Source organism: Bartonella sp. AP88XZML (genome assembly GCF_042195565.1).
In the GTDB taxonomy this organism is placed as follows: domain Bacteria; phylum Pseudomonadota; class Alphaproteobacteria; order Rhizobiales; family Rhizobiaceae; genus Bartonella.
The window spans coordinates 218753-239875 of record NZ_JBHIOQ010000040.1; the positions used below are offsets into that span (position 1 = coordinate 218753).

The following is a 21123-nucleotide window of genomic DNA, read 5'->3' on the forward strand; positions in this document are numbered from 1 at the left end:
ATCCTTTCTTTTTTGAATTTCAATAAATATTTTTTCGTCTGTTATTCTTTATTTTTATAAAAAAATTTGTTAAATATAATCGAAATAAACCCAATTATTAGGAATGATAAAAACACGGTGATTTTTTAATGTGTCATAGCTGATTAGTTGCTCAAAATGAGTTTTTCACAGTTATCTAAAAGAATTGTCGCTTTAAAAAAATGTTTTTTAACAAATTCAAGATTGTTTAGAAATATAGTATTTTTCTCAGTAGAATATTCCTTTTCAGGTACAAATATGAGAAGCGTTGATATTTCTTTAAGAGCTAAGGTTCCTGAAGCAAAATCTTTCGGTGTTATATTATTTTCTTTTAAAATATTTACAAGTTTTGGTTTACTAGAAATATAGGTAGTGTAATTTTCAATACTAGATTGGATACTAGAATCATAAGTTATAAGATTATTTTTTGTTTCTGGAAGTAAGTTTTTACATTCTTTTTCAATTTTTTCCAGCTTTAAAAGAAAATCTTCCGTTAAGGGATAATTTGCAATGAGAGATGATATAAGAGAAGAATTATCTGTTTCCTTTTCCTCTGCCATTGTTTGTTGAATATGTATCACGAAAAGAAAAAGCAGGAACAAACGTAATACGAACTTACGCATAGTTAAAAATTATCCTTTCTTCTTCGAATTTCAGCAAAGACTTCTTCATCTGTTTCCTCTTCCATTACAAGGTTTCTTCGCAACACACTATCATCCCAGCGGAGAAAGGGATTGGTGGCTTTTTCTTGCCCTAAGGTTACTGGTAAAGTCATAGCGTTTTTTGCACGTAGCAAAAAAACTTCTTCTATTCTTTGGTGGAGTTTTTTATTATGTGGGTCAATTGTTAGTGCGAAAAGAGCGTTATTTTTTGTATATTCATGTCCACAATAAAGAAGTGTTTCATCAGGAAGTTTACGAAGTTTTTTTAAAGAATTCAGCATTTGTGTTGGTGTTCCTTCGAAAAGACGTCCACAGCCCAATGAAAAAAGTGTATCTCCAGCAAAGAGTAAATTCTTTTCAGGAAAATAGTAAGATAATGCGCCTAGAGTATGACCAGGTGTTGAAAGAGCTAAAAGAAGATGTGAGCCAAAAGAAAAACTTTCATCAGGTTGAAGTGTTTTATCAAGATGATTGATCTTTTCTTTTTCTGCTTCTGGTCCGATAACCGTAGCGTTGTAAACTTGTTTTAATTCTGATAGGGCTTCTACATGGTCGTGATGATGATGAGTTACAAAAATAGTGTTAAGTGTCCAATTGCGGCGCTTTAAGGCATTGTGAATCGCTTTGCCTTCAGGAGCATCTATTGCAGCTGTCATACCACTTTTTTCATCATGAAGGAGTACACCGAAATTGTCTTCTCGACAAATAAAATGTTCAATCAACATATTTTTTCTCGTGAACAGTGTTTGGCGATGAATCTATAAAATAATCGGTAGTGATGATTTTTTTAAGAATCAGATTTGTCCTCTTCTGTAAAAAGTCCTTTTGAATGTTTTATAATTATAGGCATTTGGGTAAGCATGAAAAGGACTGTTATAGGCATGACGCCAAATACTTTGAAACTTGTCCAGAAATTATCGCTAAAATTACGCCAAATTATTTCATTCAAAATGGCAAGAAAAATGAAAAAAAACGCCCAACGATAGGTAAGTTTTTGCCAACCTAAATCATCAAGTTTTAAGGTAGAATCAAGAGCATAACGTAAAAGTGGTTTTTTAAAAAACATCCCACCAAAAAGTACAAAAGCAAATAAGCTATTAATGATTGTTGGTTTCATTTTTATGAAAGTTTCATTATGAAGCCAGAGAGTTAGAAAGCCAAAAACTAAAACAAATATTCCTGAAATAAGAGGCATAATAGGAATTTGTCTTGCAAGGATCCATGATAAGCTTAGGGAAATAATAATAGCCACCATAAAAATAGCTGTTGCAGGGAAAATAGGCTTACTAAAATTTTGAAAAAATCCAATGTTTTTTATCAGCCATTCTCCCTTATAATTGGCAAAAAAGAAGGCAACCAATGGACCCATTTCCAAAAGAAACTTAAGTGTTGGTGAGAGAGAAATTTTTTTATTGTTATTCATCTTTTTTTTAGAATTATTGTGTAAATTAAGATTAGATAAAGGCTGTTTCATGCGTGTTTTCCTGCAATAGTTTCGGCAAAGTCAGAAGCAGAAAAGGGTTGAAGATCTTCAATATCTTCTCCTATACCGATAAAATAAACGGGTAATTTATATTTTGCTGCGATAGCGACAAGAATTCCTCCTCGTGCAGTCCCATCTAGCTTTGTCATAACTAAACCATTAACACCAGCAATATCACGGAAAATGTCCACTTGGTTGAGTGCATTTTGTCCGGTTGTTGCATCAAGAGTTTGAAGGATTGTGTGGGGTGCTTGGGGGGTGTGTTTTTTTAAAACACGAATAATTTTTGCCAACTCATCCATTAATTCAGATTTATTTTGTAAACGCCCTGCTGTATCAATAATTAATACATCACTGTTTGTTTTTTTTGCTTTTTCATAAGCATCAAATGCTAAGCTGGCGGCATCTGCACCCAATTTTGTCGAAATAACAGGAGAATTGGTACGTTCACCCCAAATTTGTAGTTGCTCAATAGCGGCGGCTCGGAAAGTATCACCAGCTGCCAGCATAACTTTTAATCCTCCTTCTGTTAATTTGGCTGAAAGTTTTCCAATAGTTGTCGTTTTTCCAGTGCCATTTACACCTACCAGCAAAATAACATGAGGTTTATGGCTGAGATCAAGTTCTAATGGTATTGCAACAGGTTCCAGAACTTTTTTGACTTCATCAGCTACAATAGTATGAATGTCATCTGGGGAGAGGTTTTTTCCGTAACGACTGGAAGCTAAAGTATTTGTGATGCGTGTTGCCGTCTCTACACCTATGTCAGCTTGGATAAGAATATCTTCGAGCTCTTGCAATGTATCTTCATCAAGTTTTCTTTTAACAAAGAGATCGCCAATTGATCCGCTTAGGCGTTGTGAAGAAAGGGATAGGCCTTTTTTAAGGCGCCCAAACCACGCTGTCTTTTTTTGTTCAACAGAAGGTTCAGATAAAATTTCTTCATTCTTTTTTTCACGGATGTTGTCTGTGACAATAATTTTACCAGAAAAGGGAATTTTATCAGAATGGGATTCTAGAAATGGAGATTTTTCATCATATTTTGTAAGTATTGACTCTGGATTTTTTGTTTGTTCTTTTTTTTCTGTGTCTATAGAAATTTGATTATTTTTTGTCTTTTCATTATTTTCTTCTATTATATCGCTTTTATCAGGAATAGAAATCTGTTGTTCAATTTCTTGCTCTTGAGATTTGTTAAAAGAGAATATTTTTTTTATAAAAGATTTAGTCATAATAATTCTCCTGCTCAAGCAGCGTTTAATTTTGGAGGGACAGCAATCAATTTATCGCCATCATGATCAACGATAAGTGCTTGAACAATTGTTCCTGCTTTTGCACCTTTAACTTGTACAAGAGTATAATCTTCTGTTCGTCCGATTTCATCTTTTTCAACGAGAATTGTTTGTAGACTGTTTTGTAAATGAGCAAGATGCTTTTGGTAAGCCATATCACCTGCTTTACGCAATTTTTCAGCACGCAGCTTAACTATTTTACGGTTGATTTGTGGCATACGTGCGGCAGGTGTTCCTTCTCTTGGACTAAAGGGGAAGACATGGAGATGGGTTAAATTACAGTCTTTGATTAAGGCAAGACTATTTTGAAACATCTCTTCTGTTTCTGTAGGAAAACCAGCAATTAAGTCGGCACCATAAACCATTGTAGAACGTTTGGCACGCAATTCTTGGCAAAATTGAATGGCATGTTCGCGCAGATGGCGCCGTTTCATCCGTTTTAAAATCATATTATCACCTGCTTGCAAAGATAAATGCAAATGGGGCATGATTCTTGTTTCATAAGCTAAAAGATTTATGAGTTCTTCGTCTGCTTCAATAGAGTCAATAGATGAGAGGCGTAATCGGGCTAAGTCAGGGACATGATGCAAAATAGCTGAAGTTAATTTTCCTAGAGTAGCTTTTCCAGGAAGATCGTGGCCATAACTTGTAAGGTCAACACCTGTAAGGACCACTTCTTGGATACCCCCACCTATCAGCTTTTTAATTTGTTCTATGACAACACCCATGGGAACTGAACGAGATGGTCCTCGTCCATAAGGAATAATGCAAAATGTACAGCGGTGATCGCATCCGTTTTGTACCTGTACAAAAGCGCGGGTGCGCTCTTGCATTGCACTGACCATATGTGGAGCAATTTTTTGTACTTCCATAATGTCATTGATATGCACCTTTTCAGAATGATTAATACCAAAATCAGGAAGTTGACGATAAGAATGAGCGTGAAGTTTATCTTCGTTTCCTAAAACAAGATCTACTTCTGTCATTGAGGCAAAATTTTGTGCTTCTGTTTGGGCTGCACACCCTGTTACAATGATACGCGTATGAGGATTTTCACGTCTTGCTTTGCGGATAGCTTGTTTTGCTTGTCGTACGGCTTCGGCAGTGACAGCACAGGTATTAAAGATAATAGCACCATCTTTAAGTTGATCTAGCCCTGAAGAAGTACTTTCTTTGCGAATGATTTCCGATTCGTAGCTATTAAGTCGACAACCAAAAGTTACAATTTCTATTGCCATCAGGAGTGATCCTTTTTGTAGCACCCTGTTAAAGGGCTTAAAAAACCACTAAAGTGATATTTAATTGGTCCTGTCATGATAATATGATCGTCTTCTCGGTAAAAAATATTAAGTGTTCCCTTAGGTAAATTTACATCAACATGGCGCTCTGTAAGTCCACGACGATAAGCAGCCACTGCACTTGCACAAGCAGCACTCCCACATGCTTGTGTTAATCCTGCCCCTCGCTCCCATGTACGTAAATTTAGACTTTTCTTTGACGTTATGCAAGCAATGGAAATATTGCACCGTTCGGGAAACAGGGGGTCATGTTCAAGTTTTGGCCCATATTTTTCTAATGGAATATGTTGAATATCATTTTCAACAAAAAAGATAGCATGGAGATTGCCAATGGATATGAGACAAGCGTCTTTTAGGGGACCAGCCATAATTTCTACGTGATTGGTATCAACTATTTCACGTGAAACAGGCATCTCTTTTGCATTGAAATTTGGGCATCCCATATCAACAGAAATGAGATTATCGGTTTGGTATTTTCCTTCAATAATTCCAGCGGGAGTTTCTAAATGAAATTTTTCACCAAAATTGTGATCTTTAAGCCATGCGATGACACAGCGGGTACCATTGCCACAAGCTTTAGCCATTGATCCGTCAGCATTCCATATTTCTATGCGGAAGTCGGTTTTTTTCTGGGTTGGTGTGTGGATAGCCATGATTTGATCAAAATGCATTTCAGGATCTGCCGACAAAGCAAGGATTGCTTGTGGTGTAAGAGCGTATGTGCTTTCACGCATATCAACAACAATAATTTGATTTCCAAGACCGTCCATTTTGCTAAATGGCGTTTTCATGAAACTTCTCTATTTCTAATGATTACTTATAAAAAGATATATGACTGAAAATATTATAAATTTCTAGTGTTTAATAAATATAAAATTGGGTACATAAATTATTTCTTTTAAAATAAGTGATTTTAACCTGTTTTTTTTAATTTGTTAATTTATCTTTGTAACTATAACAAATATTCGCTTAATTTTTTTGTGAACTTATTTATTGTCGTGGGAGAGAGTACAGACATGGCGTTTTCAAAAGTTTCGTTTTTCGTTGCACTATCAACTGTAATGTTTTTAGGGGGGTGTTCAACAACACGGTTTGATGGTAATGACGATGGTAACGCATTAGAAGTTTTTTATCCATCTCAAAAAATGACAATATTAGAAGCGTCTGATCTGTCGTCTACTTCTTCGTCGATATCTGAAGATGCAAACGCTCCGATGTATGAAAAAGGAGATTCTCAGAGCGATGGACGAATGGCTAGTCTCGAATTGCCAAGCAATGCCACTGATTTATTTCCTGCAAGTATTGCTGGGGTATGGAATCTTTCTATGGGAGGAAAAGTTTGCCGGATTGCAACTCCACAAACAAAGTTTGGACAAGGGTACCGTGCTGGTCCTTTACACTGTCCAGGAATTGTTTCCCAAGTGAGATCGTGGGCTGTTAAAGGAAAAAGATTATATTTTTATAATAACTCTGGACGTGTTATCCTCGTTCTTTATTCTTCAAATGTTGATCGTTTTGAGGGACGTACACTTGATGATCATCCCGTTATTTTAAGTCGTTAAATCATTTTTGATCGTTTATGACAAACTAAACTAGACGGACAGATTCTTGAAAAGTATTTGTATTTTTCATTGAGGTCGGTTTGAAAAAGGTTTTTTGGATGATTCTCGTTTCAACACGTTATAAGGAGCTTGTCGCTAAAGGAGAGGTTTGTTTTGATCCCGCTCAATTAGCTATAACAGAATATTTTGATCATTTATTAAAAAAAATTGCGGAACAAAATATCTCTCATTCTTTGCCTTGGATATTTTGCTCTTTCTTTAACAGAATATTTAAAAGGAAAAAACAAAATATTTCTTGCGTTGTAAAACAAGGAGATGAAACAGTTTTTTTTCAGGGACTGTATATTTATGGTGAAGTAGGACGGGGCAAAACCATGCTGATGGATTTGTTCTTTTCTTGTTTGCCTAAAGTTCATAAAAAGCGTGCCCATTTTAATGATTTTATGGCTGATGTGCATGAGCGTATTAATTCTTATCGTCAAGCATCTGGGTGTACAAAATTTAAACAAGATAATCCTATTTTAGCTGTTGCTAAAGATCTTGCACGAGAAGCAAAAGTACTTTGTTTTGATGAGTTTAGTGTAACGGATATTGCTGATGCTATGGTATTGGGGCGGCTTATTTCTGCTCTGTTTGATAAAGGAATTTTCTTTATTGCGACTTCAAATGTGGCGCCGGATAACCTTTATTGTAACGGTTTGAATCGTGAGCTCTTTTTACCTTTTATTCAAGTTTTGAAAGCATATGTTCGTGTTGTTAATCTTGATGCAAAAACAGATTATCGCCTTGAAAAATCAAATCTACAACAGATGTATGTATCGCCGTTGGGGGTCCAAGCAAATGAATATATGGATCAAGCATGGGCACTTGTATTGCAAGGACATAAGGAGATGTCTGATGAGCTTTCTATAAAAGGGCGCTTTATTCCTATTCCGCGCTTTGGTGCAGGATGTGCTCGTTTTGATTATGGGGATTTATGTGCAAAACCTTTGGCCGCGGCTGAATATTTGTTATTAGGAGAGCATTATCATACGATTTTTATTGATAATGTACCGGTCATGGATGATACATGTCGCAATGAAACAAAACGGTTTATTTTGCTTATTGATATTCTTTATGAGCGGCATATACGGTTGTTTATGTCGGCAGCCGCAGGGATAGGGGATTTGTATAAAGGGCATGCGCAGATTACGGAAACATTTGAATTTCAAAGAACACAATCACGTCTTTTCGAAATGCAAAGCTACGATTATTTAAAACTTTGGGAAGAACATTTTCTTTTGAAGAAGAAGCATTGATTATACTTTTACCTTTACGTAAACTGTCAAAACAATAACTTTTTGAAATTAAAGAAATATAATAATTCTGTTGTATTTTTTTTAAATTCACTTTATCGATACATCGTGATAATTTTCTAATAGTTGTTTCAGCGGAGGGTTGTTGTTTCTGTAAGGAGATAAATTTGTAAATTTCATTTCTTTACTCCTTTTTATGATATTGTTTGAATATGGTTGAAGTCAAAAATATTCAGTATACGGACGTTGATTGGGTGTGCGCTGAATGATCTAAAAGTTAGGAAAAAATAAAATGGCACGGAAAAAAATAGCTCTCATTGGTTCAGGTATGATTGGTGGTACTTTAGCACATATTATTGGGCTTAAAGAGCTTGCTGATGTGGTCTTATTTGATATTACAGAAGGTGTGCCACAAGGTAAGGCTCTAGATATCGCCGAATCTTCTCCCGTTGATGGTTTTGATATCAGTCTAAAAGGTGCTAATGCTTATGAAGCAATTGAAGATGCTGATGTTGTTATTGTAACAGCAGGTGTTGCGCGAAAACCTGGTATGAGCCGTGATGAACTTTTGGGCATTAATTTAAAGGTTATGGAACAAGTTGGAGCTGGAATTAAAAAATACGCTTCTTCAGCGTTTGTTATTTGTATTACCAATCCCCTTGATGCGATGGTGTGGGCATTGCAGAAATTTTCAGGTCTCCCTACACATAAAGTAGTTGGTATGGCTGGTGTTCTTGATTCAGCGCGTTTTCGTCATTTTTTATCTGAGGAATTTAAGGTCTCTATTAGAGATGTGACAGCGTTTGTTTTAGGGGGGCACGGTGATACAATGGTTCCTCTCGTGCGTTATTCAACAGTTGGTGGTATTTCTTTGCCTGATCTTATAAAGATGGGCTGGACAACACAGGAAAGAATTGATCAAATTATCCAGCGTACCCGTGATGGCGGTGCAGAGATTGTTGGTTTGTTAAAAACAGGTTCTGCTTATTATGCACCAGCAGCTTCTGCTGTTTCTATGGCTGAGGCCTATCTAAAGGATACTAAGCGTGTTGTGCCTGTTGCAGCTTATCTTTCAGGAGAATATGGGGTTAATGATACCTATGTTGGGGTACCTGTTGTACTTGGTGCAGGTGGTGTTGAACGAGTCATTGAAATTGATCTTGATAAAGAAGAAAGAGGTGCTTTTGATCATTCAGTAAATGCGGTTAAAAAGCTTTGTGAAGCTTGTATTGCTCTTGTACCTAGTCTCAAGTAAATTGAACAAGATTTAATTCATTAAAATAAGTATTTAGAATGTTAAAACTTTAGGATTAATAAGATCCATAAAAGAAAAGGACAAATGCATGAATATCCATGAGTATCAGGCCAAACGTCTGCTTCATGAATATGGAGCACCAATTGCAAATGGTGTCGCTGTTTATTCTGTAGAGCAAGCTGAAAAATGGGCGGAAAAATTGCCCGGACCTCTCTATGTGGTTAAAAGTCAGATACACGCTGGTGGTCGTGGTAAGGGTAAGTTTAAAGAACTTGGTCCTGATGCAAAGGGTGGTGTTCGGCTTGCACAATCTGTTGAAGAAGTTGTTGCAAATGTTCAAGAAATGCTTGGAAAAACTTTGGTAACCAAACAAACTGGTCCAGAGGGTAAGCAGGTCAACCGCCTTTATATTGAAGATGGTGCCGATATTGAACGGGAGCTTTATCTTTCACTTTTGGTTGATCGTAGCGTTGGTCGAATTGCTTTTGTTGTTTCAACAGAAGGTGGAATGGATATTGAAACGGTTGCTGAAGAGACACCAGAAAAAATATTCACGCTTCCCATTGATGCTGTAGAGGGTGTTACTTCAGCTGATTGTGCAAGACTTTGTGATGCGTTGAAACTACAAAGTAGTGCGCGAGAAGATGGTGAAAAGCTTTTTTCGATTCTCTATAAGGCATTTTGTGAAAAAGATATGAGCCTTTTAGAAATCAATCCGCTTATTGTGATGAAAGATGGTCACTTGCGTGTTCTTGATGCGAAAGTTTCTTTTGATAATAATGCTCTGTTTCGTCATCCAGATATTTTAGAATTGCGCGATCTTTCAGAAGAAGATCCAAAGGAAATAGAAGCATCAAAGCATGATCTTGCTTATGTTGCTCTTGAGGGTACGATTGGTTGCATGGTTAATGGTGCTGGGCTTGCTATGGCAACAATGGATATCATTAAGCTTTATGGAGCAGAGCCAGCGAATTTTTTGGATGTTGGTGGTGGAGCATCAAAAGAAAAGGTGACAGCTGCTTTTAAAATTATTACGGCCGATCCAAATGTTAAGGGCATTTTAGTTAACATTTTTGGTGGTATTATGCGTTGTGATGTCATTGCTGAAGGTGTGGTTGCTGCTGTTCGTGAGGTTGGTTTAAAGGTTCCCTTGGTTGTTCGTCTTGAAGGTACTAATGTTGAGCAAGGTAAAGCAATTATCAATGAGAGTGGTTTGAATGTTATTCCTGCTGATGATTTAGATGATGCTGCCCAAAAAATTGTTGCAGCCGTGAAGGGAGCTTAAGCTATGTCAATTCTTGTGAATAAAGAGACAAAAGTTCTAGTTCAAGGGCTTACAGGAAAAACAGGAACATTTCATACAGAACAGGCACTTGCTTATCATGGTACGCAAATGGTTGGTGGCGTTAATCCTAAAAAGGGTGGAGAAACATGGGAAGGTTTAAAAGGCGAAACTCTTCCTATTTTCGCTAATGTTGCAGAAGCAAAAGAAAAAACAGGTGCAGATGCTTCCGTTATTTATGTTCCTCCTGCAGGGGCTGCGGCAGCTATTATAGAGGCTATAGAAGCTGAAGTTCGTTTAATTATCTGTATTACGGAAGGTATTCCCGTTATGGATATGGTTAAAGTGAAGGCGCGATTAGAAAACTCAAAGTCTCGTCTTATTGGTCCTAATTGTCCCGGTATTCTTACACCAAATGAATGTAAAATTGGTATTATGCCTGGTTCTATTTTTAGAAAAGGTTCTGTTGGGGTTGTCTCGAGGTCGGGAACTTTAACTTATGAAGCCGTTTTTCAAACGAGTCAGGAAGGTCTCGGACAAACAACTGCTATAGGGATTGGTGGCGATCCTGTTAAGGGTACTGAATTTATTGATGTGTTGGAAATGTTTTTAGCGGATGATGAAACCGAGTCTATTGTTATGATTGGTGAGATTGGTGGTTCTGCTGAAGAAGAAGCAGCACAGTTTCTGCAAGATGAAGCAAGAAAAGGTCGAAAAAAGCCAGTTGTTGGCTTTATTGCTGGCCGTACGGCTCCTCCAGGACGTACAATGGGACATGCTGGTGCTGTTATTTCTGGTGGTAAAGGTGGAGCAGAAGATAAAATTGCGGCAATGGAATCAGCAGGGATTCGTGTGTCTTCTTCGCCATCACAGATAGGTAAGACTTTGATGTCAGTTTTGAAAGGCTAAAAGAAAGTTTCACCTGAATAAGAAAAGGTTCTTAGATTCAGGTGAGAAAACTTGAGTATAAAAAGGTAAAACTTTTTTGAATGTTCGAATCACTGCTTGTTTGTAAGCATTTAAAGGTCAAAAAGAGATATAAGGAGACGGAATAAATGTTCCGGAGAAGTATATGGCAAGGCAGGACGAAATAAATAGCCTTTTTGCACAGACATCATTTCTTTATGGTGGGAATGCGGATTATATAGATCAACTTTATGCTCAATATGAAAAAGATCCTACCAGTGTTGATTCACAGTGGCGTGCTTTTTTTGAAGGACTTCATGATAATAAAGAAGATGTTCTTAAAAATGCTGAAGGAGCAACATGGCAGCGTGATCATTGGCCATTAAAAGCAGAGGGTGAATTGATTTCTGCTCTTGATGGTGATTGGTCTTCTCTTGAAAAATATTTTGGCGATAAATTAAAGGAAAAAGCAATAACAGGTGCTGCACAAAAGGGAAAAACTTCCAGTGAACAAGATATTATTCGTGCAACACGTGATTCCGTTCATGCAATTATGATGATTCGTGCGTTTCGAGAACGGGGACATCTTCATGCGCAACTTGACCCTCTTCAATTGGCCGAAAAACAAGAAGATTATAAGGAACTTTCTCCAGAAGCGTATGGTTTTACTCCAGCTGATTACGAGCGTCCCATTTTTATTGATAATGTTTTAGGGTTGGAATATGCAACTATTCCGCAAATGCTTGAGATTCTCAATCGTACCTATTGTTCAACAATCGGTGTGGAATATATGCATGTTTCTGATCCGGTTCAGAAAGTATGGCTTCAAGAACGCATTGAAGGGCGAGATAAAAAAAATTCTTTCACACACCAAGACAAGAAAGCTATTCTGAATAAGCTTATTCAGGCAGAGGGATTCGAACAGTTTTTAGACACTAAATATAAAGGCACAAAGCGTTTTGGACTCGATGGTGGTGAGGCGTTGATTCCCGCTCTTGAGCAGATTATCAAATGTGGTAGTGCTTTGGGGGTTAGGGAAGTTATTTTAGGGATGGCCCATCGTGGTCGTTTAAATGTTCTTTCACAAGTTCTTGCCAAACCGCATAGGGCTATTTTTCATGAATTCAAAGGGGGATCTTACAAGCCTGATGATGTGGAGGGATCCGGTGATGTCAAATATCATTTGGGAACTACCGCTGATCTGGACTTTGATGGTAAAAAAGTTCATTTATCGCTGTTGGCCAATCCATCTCATCTTGAGATTGTTGATCCGGTTGTTATGGGAAAAGCACGTGCTAAACAAGATCAACTTATGGGACATGCGCATACTGATTTACTCCCATTAAGTGAGCGTTCAAAAGTGATGCCATTGCTTATTCATGGTGATGCCGCTTTTGCAGGACAAGGCGTTATCCAAGAAACTTTTGGTCTTTCAGGTCTTAAAGGTTATCGTGTTGCAGGCTCACTTCATGTTATTATCAATAACCAGATTGGTTTTACAACATCTCCACGTTTTTCACGTTCTTCGCCTTATCCATCAGATGTCGCAAAAATGATTGACGCACCAATTTTCCATGTGAATGGTGATGATCCTGAGGCAGTTGTTTTTGTTGCCAAAATAGCAACAGAGTTTCGCCAGATTTTCCATAAACCAGTGGTTATTGATATGTTTTGTTATCGCCGTTATGGGCATAATGAAGGTGATGAACCTTCCTTTACGCAGCCGCTTATGTATAAAGCAATACGTAATCATAAAACAACACTTCAACTTTATAGTGACCAATTGGTAGCAGAAGGAATGGTTACTTCAGAAGAGATTGAGCAACAAAAAAAATTATGGCGCGATAAGCTTGAAGGTGAACTTGAAGCAAGTGCTTCTTATAAACCTAATAAGGCTGATTGGCTTGATGGAAGCTGGACGGGACTCAAAGCTTTTAGTAGTTCTGATGAGCAGCATTCTAGAACAACTGGTGTTGAATTAAAAACTTTAAAGGAAATTGGTCAGAAAATTGTTGAAATTCCGGCAGATTTTCACGTTCACAAAACCATTCAACGTTTTTTAAATAATCGTGCTAAAATTTTTGAAACCGGTGAGGGTGTTGACTGGGCAACTGCTGAAGCTTTAGCTTTTGGTTCACTTTGTTTGGAAGGAGCACCGGTTCGTCTTTCCGGTGAAGATGTTGAACGGGGAACTTTTTCACAACGTCATTCAGTTCTTTATGACCAAGAAAATGAGGCGCGTTATATTCCTTTGAATCATTTACAAAAGGGGCAAGCGCTTTATGATGTTGTTAATTCTATGCTTTCTGAAGAAGCTGTTCTTGGTTTTGAATATGGATATTCTCTTGCTGAACCACGAGGATTAACACTTTGGGAAGCACAATTTGGTGATTTTTCTAATGGTGCACAGGTCATTTTTGATCAATTTATTTCATCCGCAGAGCGTAAGTGGCTTCGTATGTCTGGTCTTGTGTGTTTATTGCCTCATGGTTTTGAAGGGCAAGGGCCGGAGCATTCTTCTGCACGTTTAGAACGGTTTCTTCAACTTTGTGCGGAAGATAATATGCAGGTTGCTAATTGTACAACCCCTGCAAATTATTTTCATATTTTGCGTCGACAAATTAAGCGTGATTTCCGGAAGCCATTGATTTTGATGACACCGAAATCACTTTTACGTCATAAGCGAGCTGTTTCTTTTCTCAATGAAATGGGGCCAGAAACAAGTTTTTGTCGTGTGTTGCTTGATGATGCAGAATGTCTCAAAGATTCTGTCATTAAGTTGCAAAAAGATAATAAGATTCGCCGTGTCGTTCTTTGTACTGGTAAGGTTTATTACGACCTTTATGAAGAACGTGAAAAAAGGGGTATTGATGATGTTTACCTCCTTCGTGTTGAACAGCTTTATCCTTTCCCTGCAAAAGTTTTGGTGAATGTATTATCGCGCTTTTTGCAGGCGGAAGTTTTTTGGTGCCAAGAGGAACCAAAAAACATGGGGGCTTGGTCATTTATTGAGCCTTATTTGGAATGGGTTTTGACGCATATTAATGCGCAATATTCACGTGCTCGTTATGCAGGACGTCCTGCGAGTGCGTCACCGGCCTCTGGGTTAATGGTGAAACACCTTGAACAACTGGCTGCGTTTCTTAAAGACGCGTTAGGTTCTTAATTTATTACTACTCTGATGTATGGAAAAATATTATGACTACTGAAATTCGTGTTCCTACTTTGGGCGAATCGGTTACCGAAGCAACGGTTGGCAAATGGTTTAAAAAACTTGGCGAAGCTGTCGCTATGGATGAGCCTTTGGTTGAATTAGAAACTGATAAGGTAACCGTTGAAGTTCCTTCTCCTGTTGCTGGGAAATTATCTGAAATCATTGCAAAAGAAGGCGATACGGTTGAAGTAAATGCTCTTTTAGGAGTGGTGAAGGCTGGAGAAGCTGGTATCTCCCAATCACTTTCACCTTCTGCTACACTTGTTCCAGCGGCTTCATCTGAATCGGAGAAGCCTGCTTTGAGCAGTGCAATGCCTCCTTCTCCTTCAGCAGCAAAATTGATGGCTGAAAATAATGTTGCAAAAAGCGATATTTCAGGTTCTGGAAAACGTGGACAAATTCTTAAAGAAGATGTTCTTGGTGGATTAAAACAAAGTACAAATGCTCCTACACCCTCTTCTTCTGCGACGAGTTCTTCGGCAACTCCTGTCCAAGAAACACGTGAAGAGCGGGTTCGTATGACGAAATTGCGTCAAACAATTGCTCGCCGTCTTAAAGATGCACAAAATGTAGCAGCAATGTTAACCACATTTAATGAGGTTGATATGTCAGCAGTGATGGATTTGCGCAAGCGTTATAAGGATCTTTTTGAAAAGAAACATGGTGTTAAACTTGGTTTTATGGGTTTTTTTACCAAGGCTGTTTGTCATGCATTAAAAGAACTTCCTGCTGTTAATGCAGAGATTGATGGGACAGATATTGTTTACAAAAACTATGTTAATGTTGGAATTGCTGTTGGAACGGATAAAGGGCTTGTTGTTCCAGTGGTGCGAGATGCAGATCAAATGTCATTGGCAGAGATTGAAAAAGAGATTGGTCGTTTGGGGCGTCTTGCGCGTGATGGAAAATTAGCCGTTTCTGATATGCAGGGCGGAACTTTTACCATTACCAATGGTGGTGTGTATGGATCGTTGATGTCAACACCGATTTTGAATGCACCACAATCTGGTATTTTGGGAATGCATGCGATTAAAGAGCGAGCAATGGTTGTTGAGGGTCAAGTTGTGATCCGCCCCATGATGTATTTAGCGCTTTCTTATGATCATCGTATTGTGGATGGGCAAGAAGCTGTGACTTTCCTTGTGCGTGTTAAGGAAAGCTTAGAAGATCCGGAACGCCTTGTTCTTGATTTGTAAAATACAGTTTTCAGGATGAAAGGAGAAACGGATGTCTTATGATGTGGCTGTGATCGGAGCGGGTCCAGGTGGTTATGTAGCAGCAATAAAAGCGGCGCAACTGGGACTTAAAGTAGCAATTATTGAAAAGCGTACAACATTAGGAGGAACATGTCTCAACGTTGGTTGTATTCCTTCTAAAGCGTTGCTGCATGCTTCAGAAGTGTTTTCTGAAACCCAGCATGGTTTTGAAACGCTTGGTATTTCTATTGGTAAATCTAAGCTTAATCTTGAACAAATGATGGTTCATAAGAAAGCTGTGGTGACAGCCAATACGAGTGGTGTTTCTTTTTTGATGAAAAAAAATAAAGTTGATACTTTTTTGGGGACAGCCAAAATTTTGAGTGCGGGTCATGTGGAAGTTGTTGCCAGAGATGGTAATAAACAAACAATTGAGACAAAAAATATTATTATTGCTACCGGTTCAGAGAGTTCAGGCATTCCAGGGGTGAATGTTGAAATTGATGAAAAGACTATTGTTTCTTCTACGGGAGCTCTTTCACTTGAAAAAGTACCAACGCATATGATTGTAGTAGGTGCTGGTGTCATTGGTTCAGAACTTGGATCAGTTTGGAGCCGTTTAGGTGCTAAGGTGACCATTATTGAGTATCTTAATAAAGTTTTGGGCTCAATGGATGGTGAAGTTTCACGGCAATTTCAGAAATTAATGGAAAAACAGGGGATTGAATATAAAACGGGTGCAAAGGTAACAGCTGTTACACAATCTGGCTCAACTGCTCAGGTGAGCTTTGAATCTGTCAAAGGTGGTGAATCTGAAACTTTAGAGGCTGATGTTGTGCTTATTGCTACTGGACGTTCTCCTTATACAGAGGGGCTTGGATTACAAGAGGCTGGTGTTCAGTTAGATGAACGCGGATTTATTGCAATTGATGCTCATTGGCAGACGAATGTTCCAGGAATTTATGCGATTGGTGATGTCGTAAAAGGGCCAATGCTAGCACATAAAGCAGAGGAAGAAGGCGTTGCTGTGGCAGAAATTTTGGCAGGTCAAAAAGGGCATGTTAATTTTGATGTTATTCCTAGTGTTGTTTATACACAGCCGGAAATTGCGAGTGTAGGAAGGACAGAAGAAGAGCTAAAAACTGCTGGTATTGAATATAATGTTGGCAAATTTCCTTTTATGGCTAATGGTCGTGCACGTGCAATGCAAAAGAGTGATGGGTTCGTTAAAATCCTTTCTGATAAAAAAACAGATCGGGTATTAGGGGGGCATATTCTTGGATTTGGTGCTGGTGAAATGATCCATGAAATTGCAGTTTTAATGGAATTTGGAGGTTCATCAGAAGATCTGGGACGTTGTTGCCATGCACATCCTACCTTATCAGAAGCCGTGCGTGAGGCAGCTTTGGCAACATTTGCTAAACCACTTCATATTTAAAAAGCTTTTAAAAAGTAAATTTTAAAAGGTACGGGGGGCAGAAAATATTTGTGAAGCATGCAACAACATTTTAAAACTTAAAAAAAGAATATAACCAATTGTATTGAAATGTTCCATTTGTTGTATGCTTTTCGATAGTTAATGTTTTAGATATCTGTTGTGCAGTTTTGATTGATTATTCTGTTGTGCACTATCGTTTAGAGCGGTGGTGTTTAGTCTATGTAAAGTTTTATATATGGGGTAGTTTTTATACTGTTATAAAATATTTAAGATAGGATTCTGAGCCTATCTGCGTGCTTTGTGTTAAGAAAACATCTCTCAAAATGCTTAAATCTACTTCGCGATGGTGTTCATGAATGGTATAGCTGTAAAGTTCCTCTTGAAATATATGAAATTCATTCAAACTGTTATAAGACCTATTGTGCACTATAATCTTTATGTTTAGTAAAAGTACACGCTGGTATTATAATACACTTTTTCAGTTCTCAATATTGCTAAAGCTCTTTATTATTTGAGAGTTTTCATAAGAGAATTTTTATTCTGTTCTTTTATCATTTTACCTCACACGCTCGTTTTGTTTGTGATGTGCAGACAAAAGATTTTAATTGCTTCAATGTGAGAGAGTTTGTGATTAAGAGAATTTTACAGTATTCAGCGTTATAAATCAACATGTTGTATATGATGGTGAATCATATGAAGAGAGAAGCCAAGAGGAATTCACCCAAAGAAATTGAATTGTTTAATGATTGGTGTGGGTTAAGGATCTTTGTCATTTAAGATGAAGAGGGGGGAGGGATTGAATATTCTACAAAATACCGCTCTTCTTTAAAAGAGCGGTATTTTTATATCTTTTGTTTATGACACTATCTTTTTGATGATAATGACAAGTTATACAGTGTGATTAAATTAGTTTTTCTTCTCTGTTTTTCTTGATCATTGCTCGCTATGTCTTAAAAAGATGCTATGTCTCTTCTTTAGGGTTGTTAAGAAATCGCAATTTTGCCAAAATATAACGAATAGCTAAAATTTTTTTGAAAACCATAATTACACGAGAATATTAAGTTTGTTTTCATTGGGCAGTTTTGTGATAACTTAAAAAATCAAGCATATGCTTTCTATAGGTATTAAAATTGTAATTTTTTATCCTCTTGTTGTTCTCTTATAAAAGTGGGAAGCCCCATATGATCAAGATATTTAAGGAAAGGGTGGGGTGGTAATTCTTCCACATTGACCATAGTTTTAACATCCCATTCACCTGTGGCAATAAGAAGAGCTGTTGCGGCTGCTGGTACGCCAGCCGTATAGGAAATGCCTTGTGCCCCAGTTTCATGAAAAGCTTGTTTGTGATCGGCTATATTATAGATAAAAATTTCTCTCGGGTTTCCATCTTTTTCGCCTTTAATAAGATCTCCAATACAGGTTTTTCCTGTATAGTCTGGGGCGAGAGAGGAAGGGTTGGGTAAGACGGCCTTTACGACTTTCAAGGGCACGACTTCTTGTCCTTCTGCTGTCTTAATGGGCTGTTCAGATAAGAGACCAAGATTTTTCAGAACCGTAAAAACAGTGATATAACGATCACCAAATCCCATCCAGAAACGGACATTCTCTACATCAAGATTTTTGGAAAGTGAATGAATTTCATCATGTCCTGTCATATAGGCTTTTTGTTTTCCCACAACGGGAAGATCCCATTCATGGCTGACTTCAAACATTTTATTGGAAGTCCATTTTTTATTTTGCCATGACCATACTTGTCCTGTAAATTCACGGAAGTTAATTTCTGGATCAAAATTTGTAGCAAACCAACGTCCATGATTTCCGGCATTAATATCAATAATATCAATATCTGTGATTTTATCAAAATAATCATCGCGCGCTAATGCTGCATAAGCATTCACTACACCTGGGTCAAAACCTGCTCCTAAAATAGCGGTTATACCAGCTTTTTCACATTCTGGACGCCGAGGCCATTCATAATTGCCATACCAAGGAGGTGTTTCACAAATTTTCAATGGGTCTTCATGAATCGCTGTATCGATATAAGCGCATTTTGTTTCAATACAAGCTGAAAGAACAGACATATTAAGAAAGGCAGAACCAACATTAATGACAATTTCACATTTGGTCTTTTGGATGAGCTTTATAGTTTCTTCTACATTCATGGCATTGAGCGAATGGCTTTTGAGAACACCTTGCTCTTTCATTGTGTTTTTTTCTTTAATAGAAGCAATGATGGCTTCACATTTTTTGAGTGTTCGTGAAGCAATATGAATTTCACCAAGAATATCGTTGTTTTGAGCACATTTGTGTGCAACAACTTGTGCAACACCTCCAGCACCAATAATGAGAACATTTTTTTTCATTGTAGGTCCATCTCCCTTTTTAATACTGTTGTATGACGTTTTTTATGGTTTATCTTTATGAAAGGCTTTCCTGATAGTCGTTATAGCTGAATTGGCGTTGAAGTGTTAATGTACCATCGCACTCTTTGAGAACAATAGCAGGCATTGTAACGCCATTAAACCAGTTTTTCTTGACCATTGTATAACCTGCTGCATCCTGAAAAGACAGTCTATCGCCTATTTTAAGAGGTTTTTGAAATTGAAATGTTCCAAAAATATCGCCGGCAAGACAAGATTTTCCACAAATCATAATTTCGTGTGGTCCTAGATTGGGTTCTAATTTGGCATTTTCACGATAAATGAGAAGATCAAGCATATGTGCTTCAATTGAGCTATCAACGATGGCTAGATTCTTTTCATTATACAATGTGTCAAGAACACTGACTTCTAATGTGGTGCTTTTGGTAATAGCAGCTTCTCCTGGTTCTAGAAAAAGAGTGACACCATGAGTTTTAGAAAATTGTTTTAAGCGTTTTGCGAAAGCTTCTAGAGGATAATTTTCAGCCGTAAAATGGATTCCGCCGCCAAGGCTTATCCAGTCAACAGCAGAAAAAAGTTCTGCAAATTTTTCTTCCATATATCCAAGCATTTGGTTAAAAAGATTAAAGTCAGCATTTTCACAATTGTTATGGATCATCAATCCGTTGATAAGAGGCAGAACTTCTTTGATAGTGCTTTGGTTTGTTTCTCCTAAGCGGCTAAAAGGGCGAGAGGGGTTGGCAAGATCAAAATTTGATGCGCTGATTCCTGGGTTTAACCTTAAACCTCTTTGAATGGTTTTTGTTGCATCAGAAAAGCGTTGAAGCTGTTGGATGGAATTAAAGATGATTTTATCTGCATAACCACAGGCTTCATCAATTTCATCATCTGCCCAAGCCACTGAATAAGCATGGGTTTCTTTGCCAAATTTTTCTCTTCCTAAACGTAGTTCATAAAGGGATGATGATGTGGTTCCATCCATGAACTCAGACATTAAATCAAAAACACTCCATGTGGCAAAACATTTTAAAGCAAGTAAAATTTTAGCTCCGGACATTTCCCGTAAACGAGAAATTGTTTGCATGTTTTTGATGAGTTTCGATTTGTCTATAAGATAGTAGGGGGTTTTTATCATCATTTATTCATTCTTTTTTGAAGGATCTTATTGCCAAGATCAACGTTTAGTACAAAGAGTAACAGAATGTCTCAAGAAAAAAGAATCTTAAGAAAAGAATCTGTTTCTGTCTAGCAAGAGAAAGGCTTTCTGTAATTACTGTTGTTTATTATGTTGAGTTTTTTGTTATGAGTATGAAAAAAAAATTATATTATGCTTTAGCTTTTGTATTTGTTAGCAGTTTTTTCATTATAACAACCACTCTTGTTAATTGGGGGCAAAATAGAAGTGACGCTAAAGCCAAACTGGTTACTCAGACTTCTGTCCTAGATAGTTCGGTGCCTCTGATTTTTACGGGGCGTAGAGAACTTAATGGTTTCAAAGGTTATCGTCATTATCGGCGTGGTTATCGTAAATACAGTGATAATTGGTGGTATCCTGAAGTGGCATTTGTTACATCACCGCACTTAAGCACAAAAGGCGCATCATTAAAAGTTGTACCAGATGCTAAAAAAGTGTTTTTAACGTTTTCTTCGGAAAAATTAGAAAAAAAAGAGCCATGGATGCTTAAACAACATATTGAATCTTGCCGTGCGCGTTATCGCTCTTATAATAAAAATGATAATAGTTTTCAGCCTTTTCATGGGGGGCGTAGGCAGTGTTTATCCCGCTTTTTTAAAGGATAGAAATTAAATAAAATTTTAATTGCTTCTTGTCGTGGGCGTTA

At 37.5% G+C, this 21123-nt stretch carries 17 protein-coding genes; 9 read left to right on the forward strand and 8 right to left on the reverse strand.

The genetic code is table 11. From position 1 onward, the window contains the following. Positions 1–143 precede the first annotated feature (143 nt). The 6 genes from ACFIK2_RS05045 to dapF form a co-directional block, all read right to left on the reverse strand. Entirely contained in the window at positions 144–641 is a 498-nt protein-coding gene (locus tag ACFIK2_RS05045; RefSeq protein WP_375633637.1) for a hypothetical protein, read from the reverse strand. 2 nt (positions 642–643) lie between these two features. Then, on the reverse strand, positions 644–1405 hold the full coding sequence (gene gloB / locus ACFIK2_RS05050; protein ID WP_375636415.1) for a hydroxyacylglutathione hydrolase: 762 nt from the start codon (positions 1403–1405) through the stop codon (positions 644–646). A 62-nt stretch (positions 1406–1467) separates the two neighbouring features. Beyond that, the gene (locus ACFIK2_RS05055) at positions 1468–2154 is read right to left on the reverse strand and encodes a septation protein A (protein WP_375636417.1); all 687 of its coding nucleotides are present in this window, start codon (positions 2152–2154) and stop codon (positions 1468–1470) included. Beyond that, on the reverse strand, positions 2151–3395 hold the full coding sequence (gene ftsY / locus ACFIK2_RS05060) for a signal recognition particle-docking protein FtsY (protein ID WP_375636420.1): 1245 nt from the start codon (positions 3393–3395) through the stop codon (positions 2151–2153). Before ftsY ends, ACFIK2_RS05055 begins: the two co-directional genes overlap by 4 nt. Before the next feature lie 14 nt (positions 3396–3409). Beyond that, positions 3410–4693 carry a tRNA (N(6)-L-threonylcarbamoyladenosine(37)-C(2))-methylthiotransferase MtaB gene (gene mtaB, locus ACFIK2_RS05065; protein WP_375633947.1) on the reverse strand — a complete coding sequence of 428 codons (1284 nt, stop codon included), beginning with the start codon at positions 4691–4693 and terminating at the stop codon, positions 3410–3412. Continuing rightward, entirely contained in the window at positions 4693–5544 is an 852-nt protein-coding gene (dapF, locus tag ACFIK2_RS05070; RefSeq protein ID WP_375671703.1) for a diaminopimelate epimerase, read from the reverse strand. Before dapF ends, mtaB begins: the two co-directional genes overlap by 1 nt. A gap of 225 nt (positions 5545–5769) precedes the next feature. On the opposite strand from dapF, the gene ACFIK2_RS05075 reads away from it, so the two are divergent. The 8 genes from ACFIK2_RS05075 (at position 5770) to lpdA (ending at position 16901) form a co-directional block, all read left to right on the forward strand. Further along, a complete protein-coding gene (locus ACFIK2_RS05075; protein WP_375633631.1) occupies positions 5770–6315 on the forward strand; it encodes an AprI/Inh family metalloprotease inhibitor in 546 nt (181 codons plus the stop codon). Positions 6316–6413: 98 nt separating this feature from the next. Then, positions 6414–7613, forward strand: coding sequence for a cell division protein ZapE (zapE, locus tag ACFIK2_RS05080; RefSeq protein WP_375633630.1), 1200 nt, complete (start codon positions 6414–6416; stop codon positions 7611–7613). Between the two features lie 289 nt (positions 7614–7902). Continuing rightward, positions 7903–8865 (forward strand): malate dehydrogenase, encoded by a 963-nt coding sequence (mdh, locus tag ACFIK2_RS05085; protein ID WP_375617436.1) that lies wholly within the window; start codon positions 7903–7905, stop codon positions 8863–8865. An 88-nt stretch (positions 8866–8953) separates the two neighbouring features. Next, positions 8954–10150, forward strand: a complete 1197-nt coding sequence (gene sucC, locus ACFIK2_RS05090; RefSeq protein WP_375633629.1) for an ADP-forming succinate--CoA ligase subunit beta — start codon at positions 8954–8956, stop codon at positions 10148–10150. Positions 10151–10153: 3 nt separating this feature from the next. Continuing rightward, on the forward strand, positions 10154–11056 hold the full coding sequence (sucD, locus tag ACFIK2_RS05095; protein ID WP_375633942.1) for a succinate--CoA ligase subunit alpha: 903 nt from the start codon (positions 10154–10156) through the stop codon (positions 11054–11056). A gap of 163 nt (positions 11057–11219) precedes the next feature. Continuing rightward, positions 11220–14219 (forward strand): 2-oxoglutarate dehydrogenase E1 component, encoded by a 3000-nt coding sequence (locus ACFIK2_RS05100; protein WP_375633940.1) that lies wholly within the window; start codon positions 11220–11222, stop codon positions 14217–14219. A gap of 32 nt (positions 14220–14251) precedes the next feature. Then, a complete protein-coding gene (gene odhB, locus ACFIK2_RS05105) occupies positions 14252–15463 on the forward strand; it encodes a 2-oxoglutarate dehydrogenase complex dihydrolipoyllysine-residue succinyltransferase (RefSeq protein ID WP_375606076.1) in 1212 nt (403 codons plus the stop codon). A 31-nt stretch (positions 15464–15494) separates the two neighbouring features. After that, positions 15495–16901, forward strand: coding sequence for a dihydrolipoyl dehydrogenase (lpdA, locus tag ACFIK2_RS05110; RefSeq protein ID WP_375633625.1), 1407 nt, complete (start codon positions 15495–15497; stop codon positions 16899–16901). Between the two features lie 1124 nt (positions 16902–18025). Here the strand turns inward: lpdA and ACFIK2_RS05115 are convergent. Both ACFIK2_RS05115 and ACFIK2_RS05120 read right to left on the reverse strand, forming a co-directional pair. Further along, positions 18026–19264, reverse strand: coding sequence for a saccharopine dehydrogenase NADP-binding domain-containing protein (locus ACFIK2_RS05115; protein WP_375633624.1), 1239 nt, complete (start codon positions 19262–19264; stop codon positions 18026–18028). Positions 19265–19319: 55 nt separating this feature from the next. Further along, the gene (locus ACFIK2_RS05120; RefSeq protein WP_375677042.1) at positions 19320–20417 is read right to left on the reverse strand and encodes a carboxynorspermidine decarboxylase; all 1098 of its coding nucleotides are present in this window, start codon (positions 20415–20417) and stop codon (positions 19320–19322) included. Positions 20418–20584: 167 nt separating this feature from the next. Between ACFIK2_RS05120 and ACFIK2_RS05125 the strand changes: the two genes are divergently transcribed. Continuing rightward, positions 20585–21082, forward strand: coding sequence for a BA14K family protein (locus ACFIK2_RS05125; protein ID WP_375633623.1), 498 nt, complete (start codon positions 20585–20587; stop codon positions 21080–21082). Positions 21083–21123 lie beyond the last annotated feature (41 nt).

What these genes read in the sequence shown, in the direction of transcription:
- ACFIK2_RS05045 (WP_375633637.1), bottom strand. Translation starts at nt 641, where the DNA reads ATGCGTAAGTTCGTATTACGTTTGTTCCTGCTTTTTCTTTTCGTGATA.
- gloB (WP_375636415.1), bottom strand. Translation starts at nt 1,405, where the DNA reads ATGTTGATTGAACATTTTATTTGTCGAGAAGACAATTTCGGTGTACTC.
- ACFIK2_RS05055 (WP_375636417.1), bottom strand. Translation starts at nt 2,154, where the DNA reads ATGAAACAGCCTTTATCTAATCTTAATTTACACAATAATTCTAAAAAA.
- ftsY (WP_375636420.1), bottom strand. Translation starts at nt 3,395, where the DNA reads ATGACTAAATCTTTTATAAAAAAAATATTCTCTTTTAACAAATCTCAA.
- mtaB (WP_375633947.1), bottom strand. Translation starts at nt 4,693, where the DNA reads ATGGCAATAGAAATTGTAACTTTTGGTTGTCGACTTAATAGCTACGAA.
- dapF (WP_375671703.1), bottom strand. Translation starts at nt 5,544, where the DNA reads ATGAAAACGCCATTTAGCAAAATGGACGGTCTTGGAAATCAAATTATT.
- ACFIK2_RS05075 (WP_375633631.1), top strand. Translation starts at nt 5,770, where the DNA reads ATGGCGTTTTCAAAAGTTTCGTTTTTCGTTGCACTATCAACTGTAATG.
- zapE (WP_375633630.1), top strand. Translation starts at nt 6,414, where the DNA reads ATGATTCTCGTTTCAACACGTTATAAGGAGCTTGTCGCTAAAGGAGAG.
- mdh (WP_375617436.1), top strand. Translation starts at nt 7,903, where the DNA reads ATGGCACGGAAAAAAATAGCTCTCATTGGTTCAGGTATGATTGGTGGT.
- sucC (WP_375633629.1), top strand. Translation starts at nt 8,954, where the DNA reads ATGAATATCCATGAGTATCAGGCCAAACGTCTGCTTCATGAATATGGA.
- sucD (WP_375633942.1), top strand. Translation starts at nt 10,154, where the DNA reads ATGTCAATTCTTGTGAATAAAGAGACAAAAGTTCTAGTTCAAGGGCTT.
- ACFIK2_RS05100 (WP_375633940.1), top strand. Translation starts at nt 11,220, where the DNA reads ATGGCAAGGCAGGACGAAATAAATAGCCTTTTTGCACAGACATCATTT.
- odhB (WP_375606076.1), top strand. Translation starts at nt 14,252, where the DNA reads ATGACTACTGAAATTCGTGTTCCTACTTTGGGCGAATCGGTTACCGAA.
- lpdA (WP_375633625.1), top strand. Translation starts at nt 15,495, where the DNA reads ATGTCTTATGATGTGGCTGTGATCGGAGCGGGTCCAGGTGGTTATGTA.
- ACFIK2_RS05115 (WP_375633624.1), bottom strand. Translation starts at nt 19,264, where the DNA reads ATGAAAAAAAATGTTCTCATTATTGGTGCTGGAGGTGTTGCACAAGTT.
- ACFIK2_RS05120 (WP_375677042.1), bottom strand. Translation starts at nt 20,417, where the DNA reads ATGATAAAAACCCCCTACTATCTTATAGACAAATCGAAACTCATCAAA.
- ACFIK2_RS05125 (WP_375633623.1), top strand. Translation starts at nt 20,585, where the DNA reads ATGAGTATGAAAAAAAAATTATATTATGCTTTAGCTTTTGTATTTGTT.